Source organism: Amycolatopsis sp. NPDC039088, from assembly GCF_055598845.1.
Genome location: NZ_JBVKAE010000061.1, coordinates 20837 through 35539 on the forward strand (window position 1 = coordinate 20837; position 14703 = coordinate 35539).

Genomic DNA, 14703 nt, shown 5'->3' on the forward strand with positions numbered 1-14703 from the left:
ACCCCACCGACAGTTCGCACTCGGTGTGACGATCACGGGAACGGTGGCCACGCCACCGGCATCCAAGGGGCGGCTATCCGATCGAGAGGGGACTCCATGGAGCTCGCTTGCCCGCAGTGCGCGCAGGTCGACCAGGTGCAGAGCGTGCCGGCGGTGTTCCAGAGCGGGCAGACCACCTACCGGGTGCAAGGGTCGGTGACGGCCGTCCCGGCCGGTGACGGCGTGGTCTACACGGCGACCTCCCACCGCGGCGTGTCGGTGACCGCGACCGCGGCGGCGCTCAACCCGTATCCGGTGGTCCGCGGCGGCGGCTGCTTCCTGACGCTGGCGCTGCTCATGCTGATCCCCGCGTTCGTGTTCGTCTCGTTCGCCACGGACGTGCTCGCCGAGAACCCCGCTCCGACCGCCGGTGCCCGGGCCGGCCAGCTGATCGGCGCGTGGATCTTCCCGTTCGGGGCGTTCGCGCTGGTGGCGTTGTTCGCGGTGCTGTTCGTGCTTCGGCTCCGGCGGAACGCGCGGATCCGCCGGGGTATCCCCGCCGCGCTGGCCTGTTGGCGGCAGGCGTGGTTCTGCCACCGCTGCGGAGGGGTGTTCTTCCCGCGTGGCGAGTTGATGTCGGCCGCGATGTTCCGGGCCGAAGTGTGGCGTGCGGGCGGCTACGCCGGAGTCAGTCGCGATGCCAGGAACTTGCTTGAGAGGTAGGCCGAAGGCGGCGGGGGTGGTGAAGGCCGTGTCCACAAGGGACACCAGTCGACGATTGAGTGTCCGAGTGATGCCGTTATGTGCGTTTCTGCGTGAGGTCGTGAGTGCTAATGAGGGTTATTATAGAACGACACAATTCACTCACGACCCGCTCGCAAAACCGTGCAAGTCACCCAAATCGGGCACCCTTGTTTCGAACAGTGTCCCTTGTGGACAGTCAAGAGCCGGGTGAGGCTCCTTGTGTGAGCCCGATCCCGCCGGGTCCACCGAGGCTTCCCGCCCTCGGAGTCAGTCGAGGACGGTGAGCGCGCCGGGGACACACGTGATGTCGATCGGCAGCCCGCCCAGCGGCTCGCCGTCGGCGTAGACGGGCAGGTCGCTGCCGGCGAGGTGGATCTCGCTGGCTTTCAGAGTCCGGACCGCCGGATGCGCGAGGTGCTCGCCCTTGCGGACGCCGGGCAGCATGCGGAGCAGGTCGCGCCTGGTGGCCTTCCCGACGACCGTGACGTCGAAGAGGCCGTCTTCGGGGTCCGCTCCCGGGCAGATCGGCATCCCGCCGCCGTAGAACGGGGTGTTGCCGACGGCGATCATGGTGGCGTCGACTTCGATCGTTTCGACGTCGGTGCGGAGCACGACCGGCCAGGTGCGGAAGGCCGCCAGTTCGGCCAGGATGGCGAGGTCGTAGCGGCGTGGACCCCGAGGCCAGGTCAGCCGGTTGGCGCGCTCGGTGACCAGCGCGTCGAACCCGGAGCAGAGAACGGTGGCGAACCATTCGCCACCGGTCCGGCCGAGGTCGATCCGCCGCCGCTTCCCCTCCGCGATCCGCCTGGCGACGAGATCGGCGGCGGCGTGCGGATTCTCCGGAATGCCGAGTGCCCTGGCGAAGTCGTTGCCGGTGCCCGCGGGGACGACACCGAGTGCGACGCCGGATTCGGCGCAGAACTGCACACCCTCATGGGCCGCGCCATCACCGCCGAGGACGACGAGAACGTCCAGTCCCGCCGCACGCGAGTCGGTCATCAGCGCACGGGATTCCTCGACGGTGTTGGCGACGAGGACGTCGAGCCGGTCGACGGCGGGCCGTAGCCGCGCCGCGACCGACTCCATCAGCCGTCCCGCCGCGCCGTTGCCGGAGGCGGGGTGGACGGCCAGTGCCGCGTGCATGCCCGCGATCAGGTGACGTCGTCGGTGCTGGTGCGCTTGCCGTTCGTGGCGGCGGACGGCTCCTCGTCGATCTTGCTCGGCGTGTAGTCGAACGGCGCGGCTTCGTCGTCGGCGAGCTGGTCCCAGCCCTCGGTGCCGCGTTCCTTGTCGAGCTTGCGATCGTGGAAGCGCGCGATCTGGATGGAGAGCTCCAGGAGCACCACCAGCGCACCCGCGAGGGCGATCATCGAGAACGGGTCGGAGCCGGGCGTGGCGAAGGCGGCGAAGACGAACACGACCATGATCAGGCCGCGGCGCCACTTCTTCAGCATCTGGTACTTCAGGACGCCGACGCGGTTCAGCATCACCACGAACAACGGGAGTTCGAAACTGACGCCGAAGATCAGCAGCAACGACAGGATGAACGAGATGTACTTGTCACCGGTGAGGGCGGTGATGAACTGGTCGCCACCGAAGTTCATCAGCAGTTCGAGAGCGTGCGGGATCAGCAGGTACGCCAGCACCGCGCCGAAGGCGAAGAGGATCGAAGCGAAGAAGACGAAGGTGAGCGCGTACTTGCGCTCCTTCGAGTAGAGACCGGGCGCGATGAACGCCCAGATCTGGTAGAGCCACAGCGGGGCCAGCAGCACCGCGCCCGCGGCGAGACCGACCTTCAGCTGGATCATGAAGGCTTCGAACGGCACCGTCTGGAGCAGCTGACAATGGCCGTCCGGCTTGGCTCCGAGCCTGCGCTCCCACGGGATGCCGCAGTAGGGGCCGGTCATGATGTCGCCCAGCGACGGAATCGGGCCCACCCTGGTCTGGAACCAGATGAAACCGATGATCCCGCCGGCCACGATGGCGAGCAGCGCGAAGCCCAGCCGACGCCGGAACTCGTAGATGTGCTCGATGAGCGTCATCGTGCCGTCGGGGTTCTTCCGACGGCTGCGCTTGCGCCGCGTCGACCCGCGGCGCTCCTCACCCGAGGCGGAATCCGCCACTGAACAGTCCGTTCTCGTCAGGGTCCACCATGAGCGCGCCGTGGCTACGACGCGCTCATCCGCGAACAGGCTCCGCTTGGCTGGCTAGAAGCTGCTTGCCAAAAGACCGCTCAGCTGGCGTTCTTCTGCGCCTGCTCGGCCGGAGCGGGCGTGGCGGCCTGCTGCTTCTTGAGCTCGTCGAGCTGACGCTGGAGGTCGGCGACCTGCTTGTCCTGCGCGGCCGAGGCGGCGGGCGCGGGCGTGGTGGCCTGCGGCAGCTGCTTGGTCTCGACCTCTTCGGTCTCGGCGGCCTTGTCCTTGTCCCCGGCCATGTCCTTGGTCTCGGCCTTGAAGATCTTCATGGACTTGCCGATGGACCGCGCGGCGTCCGGAAGCCTCTTGGCGCCGAACAGCAGAACAACGACGAGCACCAGGATGATGATGTGCCACGGCTGCAGCGCGTTCATCGTTTGCGGCCTCCTTCTCGAGTCTCTGAGTGTGATGTTACCGGTCTTCGAGCCCACGTCGTTGCGCGATCGCCACGCGGAGCGCGGCCGATCGGGCGCGAAGGAGCCCTGTCCGTTTTCGGGTGTTCGTAGCCACCATGCTCATCGTATGGGTGAGCACGCGCAAGACTCCGCGTAATTTGATCAGCAGAACAAAGAGGGCGATCAGCCCGGCGACGGCGAGCACGATGCTCGGCAGGTACGACACGGCGTCACCCTACTGCTCATAGGTTGACGCAAGGTGACGTGCCCGCGCCAGCGCGTCGGCCGCCCGGCGACGAACCGCCTCTCCCAGCGCGTCCGGGCTCTCGACCTGCGCGTCTCCGCCCAGCCCGAGGATCAACCGGACCATCCAGGACTCGTCGGCGTAGCGCATCCGGATCCGGAGCCGTCCGCCGTCGAGCTCGTCCAGTTCCTCGCACGGGTAGTACTCCGCTACCCAGCGTGCGTCGGGGTCGAGCGTGAGAACGGCTTCCTGCTGATCGGGGCGCGGGCGGAAGACACCGTCGGAGATGTCGGTCGGCCGGGCGTGCGCGGGCGGGACGGCGGGTTCGTCGAGCACGGTGAGCTCGTCGATCCGGTCCAGCCGGAACAGCCGGACGTCCTCGGCACGGCGGCACCACGCTTCGAGGTAGCCGACGGCCTGGACGATCAGCAGCCGCATCGGGTCGACGGTGCGTTCGGTGATCTCGTCCTTGGACGCGGTGTAGTACCGGATCCGCAACGCGCGCTTCGCGGTGAGCGCGGCCCGGACGGCTTCGCGGGTGCGAGCGGTCTTCTTGCCCTCGCGGACTCCCCCGCCTACGACGATTCCCGACGGCTGTGCCTGACCCGCGGCGGCTTCGATCTTCGCGATGGCACGGCGGACCGCGTCCGCGTCGAGCACACCGGGCGTCTCGGCCAGCGCCCGCAGCGCGACGAGCATGGCCGTCGCCTCGCCACCGGTGAGCCGCAGCGGGCGGTTCATGCCGGCGTCGTGGGTGACGACGATCGTGTCGCCCTCGAAGGAGAGGTCGATCAGGTCACCGGGTCCGTAGCCGGGCAGCCCGCACATCCACAGCAGTTCGAGGTCCTTGCGCAGCTGCTTGGGCGAGACGTCGAAATCGGCGGCGGCGTCGGTGATCTTGATACCGGGCCGGGCGAGCAGGTAAGGCACGAGCGCCAGCAGGCGCGGCATCCGTCCGGTGGCGCTCATCGGGCACCACCGGCGTGCGCGATGGCTTCCAAGCGGCTGAGGACCGACTTCGCGAGGACATCGGGTTCGAGGACCAGGACGTCCGGGCCGTGCGCGGTGAGCCAGTCGGCGGCCGATTCGGGGTAGTACAGCTCGATCTCCACGAGGTCGCCTTCTTCTCCCCCGGCGTCGCTGCGGCCGACGACACGGCCGCGGCGGCGGACCCCGGCGGCCCGGCCGTCGGCGACCCAGACGCTGGCGGTGGTCGGCGCCGATGGGTCCTCGCCACTGCTGGCCGACACCATCCGCAGCAGGTTGACCCCTTCCGGGCGTTCGACGACGCCGGGCCTCCCGACCGCTTCGACCTTCCCGGTGACGCGCGAAAGGCGGAAGCAGCGGGGCGCGCCGCGATCCCTGTCGTGCCCGACGACGTACCAGCGGGCACGCCACGACACGACACCCCAGGGTTCGAGGGTGCGGATCTTGCGTTCGGCGGAACCACTGCGCCGGTACTCGAAGCGGACCACCTGCCCGGCCTGGACGGCGGCGAGCAACGGGCCGAACGCCGGTTCGGCCCGCACGCGGGGCTCGACGACGGTGGGGGCGTTGTCGTCCACCTCGACCCCGGCGGCGCGCAGCTTCACCAGCGCGCCTTGCGCCTCACCGGTCAGTTCCGGGGAGTCCCACAGCCGCACGGCGAGGCCGACGGCGGTCGCCTCGTCGGGCGCGAGGTCGATTTCGCCGAGCTCGTAGTCGCGGCGCGCGATCCGGTAGCCGTCGATCGCGTCGAAGGCGGAGTTGCGTCCGGTCTCCAGCGGGATGCCGAGTTCGCGCAGTTCGGTCTTGTCCCGCTCGAACATGCGGAAGTAGGCCTCGTCGCTGGCCGCGTCGGCATAACCGGGCACGATGCCCCGGATCCGCTCGGCGGTGAGGTACTGCCGGGTGGACAGGAGGGCCAGAACCAGGTTGACCAGACGTTCGGCGCGTGCGGTGGACACCCGGCTACCCTAGCCCGCGCCGTCCGACCCGATGGTGAGAGCCGCCGATCGCGCGTCGTAACGATCCCTGGCGGACTCGACCTCGTCGAACCGCGTCTCGGCCCAGTCCTTGATCCCGGCCAGCAGCTCACGGAGGCTCCGGCCGAGCTCGGTCAGTTCGTAATCGACCCGGACCGGTACACACGCGGTGACGGTGCGGGTCAGCAGACCGTCCCGTTCCAGCGTGCGCAGCGTCTGCGTGAGCATTTTCTGGCTGACGCCGGCGATCCGGCGGGAGAGGTCGCTGTAGCGCTGAGGCCCGTCGCCGAGCGCGACCAGGACCAGACTGACCCATTTGCCAGAGACCTCGTCGAGCAGCTTCCGGGCCGGGCAGGCCGCGAGGTAGGCGTCGTAGGCCCGTTTCTCCTCGTTCCGCCGTTCCTGTGCCGTGCGCGTGACCACGGTTCGCCGTACCTCCGCGTGAGTTGGGCACCTCGAAGTGCGTACTTCCCGATGGAGAGTAACTCCCCATACGTTCGCTTCGAACGAGCCCTTGGAGGAGAACGATGCGCGCAGTGGTGGTCCGCCGGTTCGGCGGCCCGGAGGTCCTGGAGTTCACCGAGGTCCCGGTGCCCGAACCGGGAACCGGTCAGGTACGGGTGAAGGTCGCCGCGGCCGGGGTCAACCCGGTCGACACCGCGACCCGCTCGGGTTTCCTGACCGAGGCGGGCATCATCCCGCCGCGTGCGGTGATCGGGATCGGCTGGGATGTGGCCGGGACGGTCGACGCGACGGGCGACGGCGTCACCGGGTTCGCCGTGGGCGACGCCGTGATCGGCCTGCGGGACCGGCCGGCTACCGCGCTCGGCGCCTACGCCGAATACGTCGTGCTCGACGCGGACGCCATCGCCGCCGCCCCGGTGACGGTGTCCACTGTGGAGGCCGCGACCCTGCCCTTGAACGGTCTCACCGCGGTGCAGGCTCTCGATCTGCTCGACCTCCCACCGGGGGCCACAGTCTTGGTGACCGGGGCAGCGGGAGCTGTCGGCGGCTACGCGGTCTCCTTGGCCAAGGCACGCGGTTTCCGCGTGGTTGCCGTCGCCGGTCCCGCAGACGAGGCACTGGTCCGGGGCTTCGGCGCGGAGGTTTTCTTGCCCCGGGGTGACTTCCTGGCCGACCGCGTGCGGTCCGAGGTCCCCGGCGGCGTCGACGCGGCCCTGGACACGGCTTTGCTCGGTCTCGAAGCCTTGGACGCCGTCGCGAACCGTGGCCGGTTCGTGGTCTTCGCGGCCGGAGCGGCCCCGATTCCCCTGCGCGGCATCAAGGTCGAGCACGTCTGGATCCGCGCGGACGGCGCGGCGCTCGGCGAGCTGGCGGCGCTGGTCGACGACGGCGTGCTCGCTCTGCGGGTCGCGGACACCGTGCCCTTGGACGAGGTGGCGAAAGCGCACGAACGTCTTGCCACCGGCGGACTCCGCGGGCGGCTGGTGCTGACCGATCCCCACCAAGTTATAAGTTGACGCTTAATTAAGGCTGCAGTTATCTTCACATCATGGACAACGACGAAACCCGGCTCGAACTCCGGCGCGAGTATCCGGACCCGATCGAAGACGTCTGGTCGGCACTCACCGAATCCGAGCGCACGGCCCGCTGGATCGGCACGTGGACGGGTGAAACCGGAGTCGGTAACACGATCATGCTGCTGATGACCGCGGAGGAAGGTGCCGAACCGGCGCCCGCGGTCATCCGCGAATGCGACCCGCCGAAACGCCTGGCCTTGGATCTGCACAACACGGACGAGCCGACCTGGCGGGTGGAGCTCACCCTGACCCCGCGCGGCGACGGAACGGTACTCGATTTCGTGCACCGGATGCCCAAACCCGACTGGGACACTTCGGACATCGCCAAGGGCTGGCACTTCTATCTCGACCGGCTCGGCGCTTCCCTCTCGGGCGAACCGGTGCCCGACTGGGACACCTACACGCCGCCCGGTTCGAAGGCGGGAACGATCGAGCACCGCTGATCACCGAGGGCGGCTGCTCCAGCGCTCTGGAGCAGCCGCCCTCGGTCGACGTCAACGAGATCGTGGCCAGGTCCGCTAGCGCGCGGCCGCCGCCTGCGGCAGCAGAGCCTCGGCCAGCCGCCGCCAGTACGGCATGGCCGATGCGCCGGGTTCGACACCGATGACCTGGACCCCGATGTGGTCGGCACCGGCGTCGAGGTGGGCGTGCAGTTTCGTGACGACGGTGTCGAGGTCACCCCAGAACACGAGGTCGTCGACGAGCCGGTCGCTACCGCGGCCTCCGTCGATGTCGGCTTCGGTGTAGCCGAGGCGGAGGTACTTGGCGACGTTGTACTTCGACGTGAGATACACGTGCAGGTGCTCGCGAGCGATCTCCCGCGCCCTGGCCGGATCCGTTTCGAACAACACCGCGTGCTCGACACCGAGAAAGGCCTTGTCCCCCAGCACTTCCCTCGCCTGGGCGGTATGTGACACGGGCACGTGATAGGTGTGCGCGCCCTCGGAGCGGTCCCGGGCCAGTTCGAGCATCTTCGGCCCGTACGCGGCCAGCAGTCGTCGTATCGGCGCGGCGGGCAGCGGGTTGGCGCTGGTGACCGTGTCGAGTTCGTCGAGGTAGTCGTTCATCGCCTCCAGCGGCTTGACCCCGGGCTGCGCGCCACCGAAGCCGAGCCCCAGGACGTGCCGGCCCGGATAGGCGTCGGCCAGCAAGAGCGCCGCGCCATGGGCCCAGCGCGCCCCACGGGAGCCGATCCGCGCGATCCCGTTGACCACGGAGATCCGTTCGGTGGACGCCAGCAGGAATCCGGCGTGGGTCAGCGCCTCGCGGCCGTCCCGTTCCGGGATCCAGATCGCGGGCCAGCCGAGTTCTTCCAGTTCCCGCACCGAATCCCGCAGCATGGCGGCGGGCTGCTCTTCGAAGTCGAACGTCCAGATCCCGAAACGCCCCAGTTCCATCTGTCTCTCCTCAGGTCGAGTCCTACATATCGAAGTATCGCAGATTTTCGATATGTTATTCCCGACGAGGCTCAGATAGTGCGTCCCAGCAGGTCGACGAGCTGCGCGATCCGCTGTTCGTCACGCCGGTAGTGCGTCCACTTCCCCACCCGGGTGGAGCGGACGAGCCCGGCACGCTGCAGCAAGGACATGTACGCCGACACGGTGGACTGCGCGAGCCCCAGCTTCTCCTGGAGATGACTCACGCAGACCCCGACCTCGTTCTGATCGGCGATCGCCCGCTCGGGCGGGAAATGCCGGTCCGGCTCGCGCAACCAGCCGAGCACCTGGAGCCGGACCGGGTTGGCGAGCGCCTTGAACACCTCGACCAGATGCTCGGCGGCGTCCGGGTCGGGAACTGCGTGTGCGGTCATGATCCTCCGAGCTTAGGCCGTGTCCCCCTCAGACGAGGATGACCCGGCGCCCGCGCGTGTGGCCCGCCTGGCTGTCGATCTGCGCCTGCGCGGCCTCGACGAGCGAGTACGACTTCTCGACCGGGATGTGAAGCCTTCCTCGCGCGATGAGATCGGCGGCCTCGGCGAGCGCGTCCGGCACGCTCCCGGCCACGCCGGAGAACCGGACGCCGAGGTCCGGCGCGCCGAGATCGGCGATGGAGACGACCTTCCGCGGGTCCCCGGTCAACTCGACGAGGTCACGGATCACTCCGGAGCCCGCCAGATCGAGGGCCGCGTCGACCCGGCCCAGCTCGCGCACCCGCTCGACCCAGCCCTCGCCGTACGTCGTGGCGAGGGCACCAAGGTCGCGCAGGTAGTCCTGGTTCGCCGCGCCCGCGGTCCCGATCACCTTGATGCCGCGGTCGCGGGCGATCTGCAGCACCGCCGATCCGACGCCGCCGGACGCGCCGCTGACCAGCAACGTCTGCCCCGGCTCCACCCCGACCTCACGGACGAGACGCAGCGCGGTCTCCACCACGGAGGGGTACCCGGCCGCCTCCTCGAATGTCAGCCCCGCGGGCATCCGGGCCCAAGCGGTCAGCACGGCGAACTCGGCATAGGTACTCGAACCTTCGCCGAACACGGGGTCGCCGATCTCCACCCCTTCGACGCCCTCCCCGATCTCGTCCACCACGCCGGCGGCGTCCAGCCCGACCCCGGACGGCAACTTGATCGGATGAGCACCCAGAACCTGCCCCTCACGCAGTCTCCAATCGACCGGGTTCACCCCGGCCGCCCGCACCGCGACACGCACCTGGCCGGGGCCCGCGTGCGGCTCCTCCGCGTCCAGGAGCTGCAAGACATCAGGACCACCGAACTCAGCGAAACTCACTCTCTTCATACGATCGACCGTAGCACTAACGGTTAGCGTTTTGAAACAGATACTCTTTTGGATCTGATAGCGTCCAGTCATGACAGAGCCGCTGGGGCGCCGTGAGCGCAAGAAGGCCGCGACGCGTCAGAAGATCGCTGAAACCGCGTTGCGGCTCTTCCTGGAACGCGGGTACGACGAAGTCGGTATTCGCGACGTGGCCACCGAGGCCGACGTGGCCGTCACGACGCTCTTCTCCCACTTCGCCTCGAAAGAGGCACTGGTGTTCGAGCTGGACGCGGACTTCGAGCACGGGCTCACCAAAGCGGTCACCGACCGCGCTCCGGGCGAGCCGCTCATCGCCGCACTGCGCCGCGAGATCCTGACCCAGGTGCGCCACTGCGCCTCGGCCGACGCCGCCCCGGTCTGGCGCATGATCGACGGGTCATCCGCGCTGCGCGAGTACGAAGAGCTGATGAGGTTGCGCCACGCGAAGTCGCTGGCGGCGGCCATCGCCGCCGACATCGGCGCGCCGCGGCCCACGACGGCCTGCCGCACGATCGCGCGGTTCGTGGTCGACGCTCATTCGCTGGCCCGCGAGGCGGGCGATCCGGACGCGGCGGTGGACGAGATCTTCCGGATGATCGAGGCGGCCTGGGCGTCCACCGACCGCGTTTAGAGGACTAAACGCGGAGGGCTACGGCCCTGCCTTTCGCGCCGCTCGCCCAGCACGCACCGCGAGCGCAATCGACCGAGTCGAGCGAGCCCGTGTCGAAGGACTTCCAGTGCCGTCCGCCGTCCGGGCTCAGATCGCTTCCGGCGGGCCCGACGGCGATGACCGTGTTCCCCAGCCAGGCCAGGCCCGACCGGTAACCGACGGGAGCCTCTGACGGCGTCCGCCAGGTGCGTCCCTTGTCCGCGCTCAGCGCCACGGCGGGACCGGGCGCGTTCGGTGCCGCGTAGTCGCCGCCGATGGCGACACCGTGCCGCGGATCCCGGAACGTCACGGAGAAGACTCCGGCGGAGGCGCCGCTGGGCAACGGCGTGTCGGCCGCTTCCCAGGTCTTCCCGCCGTCGCCCGAATGCAGGACCCGGGCACGGGCACCGCCGCCGGTGGCGATCCACGCGTCGTGCGGGCCCGATGTGGTGAGGCACTGGCCGCTGGCGGCGAAGCCGAACTCGCCCTCCAGCGCGGGGACCATGCCTTCGGCAGGCACCTGCTGCCAGGTGCGGCCGCCGTCCGAAGTGGACTGCAGGCGGAACTTCCCGTCGACCGGATCGCTCATCGCGAGACCACGACGGTGGTCGAAGAACGCGAGGCAGTCGTAGAAGGCGGCCGGTTCGGTGTTCTGAAACGACAGTCGCCAGCTCTTGCCGCCGTTGTCGGTGCGGTAAATCCGGGACGCGTCCCCAGGCCCGATGGACAGCGCGACGGCGTGGTCGGCGTCGAAGGCCTCTATGTCGCGGAAGTCGAGCGTCGCGGTGCCGGGCGGGGCGACGGACTGCCAGGTCCGGCCGCGGTCGGTGGTGCGCAGGACAGTGCCCTTGCTGCCGCTGACCCACGCCGTACGGGAATCCACCGCGGAGAGACCGCGCAACTGGGCGTCGGTGCCGGTCGGGGTCTCCGTCCAGCTGGGATCGGGACAGTCCGGCGCGGCCTGCGCGACGCCGGTGAACGCCAGCGGAACGATGGCTCCCAGCAGGACCAGCAACGCACGGCGCATCGGCGCACCTCTCCCTCGAAGATCCGTGAGGGCCACCTTAAGGGACTCTGATTCCCTCAAGGTGGCCCTCACGGACCAATCAGAGTGAGCTGATCAGCCGCTCGACCCGCTCGTCGACCGAGCGGAACGGGTCCTTGCACAGCACGGTCCGCTGCGCCTGGTCGTTCAGCTTGAGGTGCACCCAGTCCACGGTGAAGTCCCGCCCGGCGGCCTGCGCGGCGGCGATGAAGTCACCGCGCAGCTTCGCCCGCGTGGTCTGCGGCGGGGTGTCCTTGGCCAATTCGATCTCGCCGTCGTCGGTGACCCGGCGGACCAGACCCTTGCGCTGCAGCAGGTCGAAGATGCCGCGGCCGCGCCGGATGTCGTGATAGGCCAGGTCGAGCTGCGCGATCCGCGGGCTCGACAGGTCGAGGTCGTGCTTGTTGCGGTAGCGCTCGACCAGCCGGTGCTTGATCGCCCAGTCGATCTCGGTGTCGATCTTGCTGAAGTCCTGCTGCTCGACGGCCTCCAGCGCCCGGCCCCACAGCTCGACGACCCGCTCGGACTGCGGCGAGGAACCGGTCTCCTTGACATGCTGGACGGCGCGGGCGTGGTACTCGCGCTGGATGTCCAGCGCGGAGGCCTCCCGGCCGCCGGCGAGCCGCACCTGGCGACGGCCGGTGAGGTCGTGGCTGATCTCGCGGATCGCCCTTATCGGGTTGTCCAGGGTGAAGTCGCGGAACTGGACGCCCGCCTCGATCATCTCCAGCACCAGGTTCGCCGACCCGACCTTCAGCATCGTGGTCGGTTCGGCCATGTTCGAATCGCCGACGATCACGTGCAGGCGCCGGTAACGCTCGGCGTCGGCGTGCGGTTCGTCGCGGGTGTTGATGATCGGCCGGGAACGCGTGGTCGCGCTGGACACGCCTTCCCAGATGTGTTCCGCTCGCTGGGACAGGCAGTACACCGCGCCGCGCGGGGTCTGCAGCACCTTGCCCGCGCCGCAGATCAGCTGCCGGGTCACCAGGAACGGCAGCAGCACGTCCGCGATCCGGGAGAACTCCCCGGCACGGGTCACCAGGTAGTTCTCGTGACAGCCGTAGGAGTTGCCCGCCGAGTCGGTGTTGTTCTTGAACAGGAAGATGTCGCCGCCGATGCCCTCGTCCGCCAGCCGCCGCTCGGCGTCGACCAGGAGGTCCTCGAGGATCCGCTCTCCGGCCTTGTCGTGCGTGACGAGCTGCACGAGGTCGTCACATTCGGCCGTGGCGTATTCCGGGTGGGAACCCACGTCGAGATAGAGCCGGGAGCCGTTCGACAGGAAGACGTTCGACGAACGTCCCCAGGACACGACACGCCGAAACAGGTAACGCGCCACTTCATCCGGGGAGAGCCTGCGTTGCCCGTGAAAGGTGCACGTGACCCCGAATTCGGTCTCGATGCCAAAGATCCGCCGCTGCATCCCACCAGAGTAGGCGGTGAGGACCCGCTGACGGTGCGCCGTTCGGGCGGCGACACGCGGTCGGTACGTTGCATTCGGTGAAAGGTGTGCGGGAAGTCCCGATCGGGTATCACGCACATGTCGACCTGACCCGGAAGCGGTGAAACCGTGTTAAAGCAGCTCAAACGCCCTTTCCGCAAGGTCGGCCGGACCGACCGGCGGCTGATGGTCCGGAGTGCGAGGCTCCCGAGGACCGGAGCCGACGACGTCATCACGGCACTTTCCAAAAGTGCGGACAAATCCAAACTCTGGTGGTGTGTCGCCGTCCTGCTCGCGGCGAAGAAGGGGCCGACCCGCCGGGGTGCTCTCCGCGGCGTGGCCGCCATCGCGGGGGCCAGTGCCGCGGCGAACCTGGTCGGCAAGCCGCTGTTCCCCCGCCGCCGTCCCGCGGCCGAAGAGGTGCCGATGCACCGGCGCCTCGTCCGCCGTCCGACCTCGTCGTCGTTCCCGTCCGGGCACTCGGCGTCCGCGGCCGCTTTCGTCACGGCCGTCGCGATGGAATCCCCTAAAACCGGCGCGGCCCTGGTCCCGCTGGCCGCCGCCGTGGCTTACTCCCGCGTCCACACCGGCGTCCACTGGCCCAGTGACGTCGGCGTGGGTATCGGCATCGGCATCGGCGCGGGCCTGCTCACCCGGCACTGGTGGCCGTTGAATCCCGACGTCCCCGGGCGCACCGCGCACACCGCCGAAGCCCCCGAAATGCGCGACGGCGAGGACATGCTGGTCCTGGTCAACCCACTGTCCGGGATCGACGGCCGCGACCCGACCGAAGACGTCCGCTTCGCCTGGCCGAAGGCCACCGTGCTGTACCCGGACCCCAAGCAGGACCTGCGCGAACAGCTCTGCGACGAGATCGCCGCCCGCGACAACACCGTGCGGGCGCTCGGCGTCGCCGGCGGGGACGGGACGGTCGCCGCGGTGGCCGCCGTCGCGGCCGACCACGACCTGCCGCTCGCGCTCATCCCGGCGGGCACCCTCAACCACTTCGCGCGCGACGTCGGCATGCGTTCGATGCCCGACGCCGACGCCGCCACCGAGGCGGGCAACGCCGTCGGCGTCGACCTCGGCGAAGTCGAGATCAACGATCAGGACGACCACCGCTACTTCGTCAACACCGCGAGCCTTGGCGGCTATCCGGAGATGGTGCGGCTACGGGAAAAGCTCCAGAAACGGCATCCCAAGTGGCCGTCCGCGGCGATCGCGCTCGCCCGCACCCTCCGGCGCGCGAAGCCGCTGGAAGTGATCCTCAACGGCAAGCACGCCAGCATCTGGCTGCTGTTCGTGGGCAACGGCACCTACGCGCCGAAGGGGCTGGCGCCCTCACACCGCCCGGCGCTCGACACCGGCCTGCTCGACGTCCGCTACCTGCGCGCCGACCTGCCCTACTCGCGGGCGCGGTTCATCCTGGCCACGATCACGAACAGCCTCAACGCCAGCCACGTCTACCAGGAACTCGACCTTCCGGAACTGCACGTCCGGCTGCTCAACGGCAACCGCCGGGTCGCCACCGACGGCGAGGTCGGACCGCTCGGCAAGGACTTCCTCTTCCGGTCGCGGCCCAGCGCACTGACCATCTACCGGCTTTGAGGACAGGTAAAGCGGGAAGACCGTGAAGGCCTCCTTCCCTACCTTGAAAGTAGGGTCCCGGCAAAGTCGCATAAGTGCTGGTCGGCACTTGTTCTTGGTGGGCCGGATGTGGCATCGCTGATGCCTGCGGGGTCCGAGTGTGGAGGATTTG

Annotated in this window: 17 protein-coding genes; 5 read left to right on the forward strand and 12 right to left on the reverse strand. The window is 69.0% G+C overall.

Annotation, left to right across the window (positions count from 1 at the left end):
- Positions 1–96: 96 nt before the first annotated feature.
- A complete protein-coding gene (locus ACZ7KI_RS41160; RefSeq protein ID WP_470278426.1) occupies positions 97–702 on the forward strand; it encodes a hypothetical protein in 606 nt (201 codons plus the stop codon).
- 288 nt (positions 703–990) lie between these two features.
- On the opposite strand, the gene ACZ7KI_RS41165 is transcribed toward ACZ7KI_RS41160, so the two are convergent.
- The 7 genes from ACZ7KI_RS41165 to ACZ7KI_RS41195 form a co-directional block, all read right to left on the reverse strand.
- On the reverse strand, positions 991–1866 hold the full coding sequence (locus ACZ7KI_RS41165) for a diacylglycerol/lipid kinase family protein (RefSeq protein WP_470278427.1): 876 nt from the start codon (positions 1864–1866) through the stop codon (positions 991–993).
- 8 nt (positions 1867–1874) lie between these two features.
- Positions 1875–2846 (reverse strand): twin-arginine translocase subunit TatC, encoded by a 972-nt coding sequence (tatC, locus tag ACZ7KI_RS41170; protein WP_470278428.1) that lies wholly within the window; start codon positions 2844–2846, stop codon positions 1875–1877.
- Between the two features lie 110 nt (positions 2847–2956).
- A complete protein-coding gene (gene tatA, locus ACZ7KI_RS41175) occupies positions 2957–3292 on the reverse strand; it encodes a Sec-independent protein translocase subunit TatA (protein WP_409491400.1) in 336 nt (111 codons plus the stop codon).
- A 37-nt stretch (positions 3293–3329) separates the two neighbouring features.
- A complete protein-coding gene (locus ACZ7KI_RS41180; protein ID WP_470278429.1) occupies positions 3330–3539 on the reverse strand; it encodes a bacteriophage holin in 210 nt (69 codons plus the stop codon).
- A gap of 9 nt (positions 3540–3548) precedes the next feature.
- Positions 3549–4526 (reverse strand): helix-turn-helix transcriptional regulator, encoded by a 978-nt coding sequence (locus ACZ7KI_RS41185; RefSeq protein ID WP_470278430.1) that lies wholly within the window; start codon positions 4524–4526, stop codon positions 3549–3551.
- Complete coding sequence (locus ACZ7KI_RS41190) at positions 4523–5503, reverse strand: helix-turn-helix transcriptional regulator (protein WP_470278431.1); 981 nt, start codon at positions 5501–5503, stop codon at positions 4523–4525. Before ACZ7KI_RS41190 ends, ACZ7KI_RS41185 begins: the two co-directional genes overlap by 4 nt.
- A 9-nt stretch (positions 5504–5512) precedes the next feature.
- A complete protein-coding gene (locus ACZ7KI_RS41195; RefSeq protein ID WP_061986535.1) occupies positions 5513–5944 on the reverse strand; it encodes a winged helix-turn-helix transcriptional regulator in 432 nt (143 codons plus the stop codon).
- A 104-nt stretch (positions 5945–6048) separates the two neighbouring features.
- Here ACZ7KI_RS41195 and ACZ7KI_RS41200 point away from each other — a divergent pair, with 104 nt between their 5' ends.
- Together ACZ7KI_RS41200 and ACZ7KI_RS41205 are read left to right on the forward strand one after the other, a co-directional pair.
- Positions 6049–7002, forward strand: coding sequence for an NADP-dependent oxidoreductase (locus ACZ7KI_RS41200; RefSeq protein ID WP_470278432.1), 954 nt, complete (start codon positions 6049–6051; stop codon positions 7000–7002).
- Between the two features lie 32 nt (positions 7003–7034).
- Positions 7035–7505, forward strand: coding sequence for an SRPBCC family protein (locus ACZ7KI_RS41205; protein ID WP_470278433.1), 471 nt, complete (start codon positions 7035–7037; stop codon positions 7503–7505).
- 75 nt (positions 7506–7580) lie between these two features.
- Here the strand turns inward: ACZ7KI_RS41205 and ACZ7KI_RS41210 are convergent, their stop codons facing one another.
- From ACZ7KI_RS41210 to ACZ7KI_RS41220, 3 genes are all read right to left on the reverse strand, one after another.
- Entirely contained in the window at positions 7581–8459 is an 879-nt protein-coding gene (locus tag ACZ7KI_RS41210; RefSeq protein WP_470278434.1) for a TIGR03620 family F420-dependent LLM class oxidoreductase, read from the reverse strand.
- A 71-nt stretch (positions 8460–8530) separates the two neighbouring features.
- Positions 8531–8872 (reverse strand): ArsR/SmtB family transcription factor, encoded by a 342-nt coding sequence (locus ACZ7KI_RS41215; RefSeq protein WP_470278435.1) that lies wholly within the window; start codon positions 8870–8872, stop codon positions 8531–8533.
- Between the two features lie 28 nt (positions 8873–8900).
- Complete coding sequence (locus ACZ7KI_RS41220) at positions 8901–9794, reverse strand: NADP-dependent oxidoreductase (RefSeq protein WP_470278436.1); 894 nt, start codon at positions 9792–9794, stop codon at positions 8901–8903.
- 70 nt (positions 9795–9864) lie between these two features.
- Between ACZ7KI_RS41220 and ACZ7KI_RS41225 the strand changes: the two genes are divergently transcribed.
- The gene (locus ACZ7KI_RS41225; RefSeq protein ID WP_465501857.1) at positions 9865–10443 is read left to right on the forward strand and encodes a TetR/AcrR family transcriptional regulator; all 579 of its coding nucleotides are present in this window, start codon (positions 9865–9867) and stop codon (positions 10441–10443) included.
- 4 nt (positions 10444–10447) lie between these two features.
- Here ACZ7KI_RS41225 and ACZ7KI_RS41230 read toward each other — a convergent pair whose 3' ends face one another.
- Positions 10448–11488 (reverse strand): oxidoreductase, encoded by a 1041-nt coding sequence (locus ACZ7KI_RS41230; protein ID WP_470278437.1) that lies wholly within the window; start codon positions 11486–11488, stop codon positions 10448–10450.
- Between the two features lie 79 nt (positions 11489–11567).
- Complete coding sequence (gene pafA / locus ACZ7KI_RS41235; protein WP_007035399.1) at positions 11568–12926, reverse strand: Pup--protein ligase; 1359 nt, start codon at positions 12924–12926, stop codon at positions 11568–11570.
- A 147-nt stretch (positions 12927–13073) separates the two neighbouring features.
- On the opposite strand from pafA, the gene ACZ7KI_RS41240 reads away from it, so the two are divergent.
- Positions 13074–14552 (forward strand): phosphatase PAP2 family protein, encoded by a 1479-nt coding sequence (locus tag ACZ7KI_RS41240; protein ID WP_470278438.1) that lies wholly within the window; start codon positions 13074–13076, stop codon positions 14550–14552.
- Positions 14553–14703: the final 151 nt, after the last annotated feature.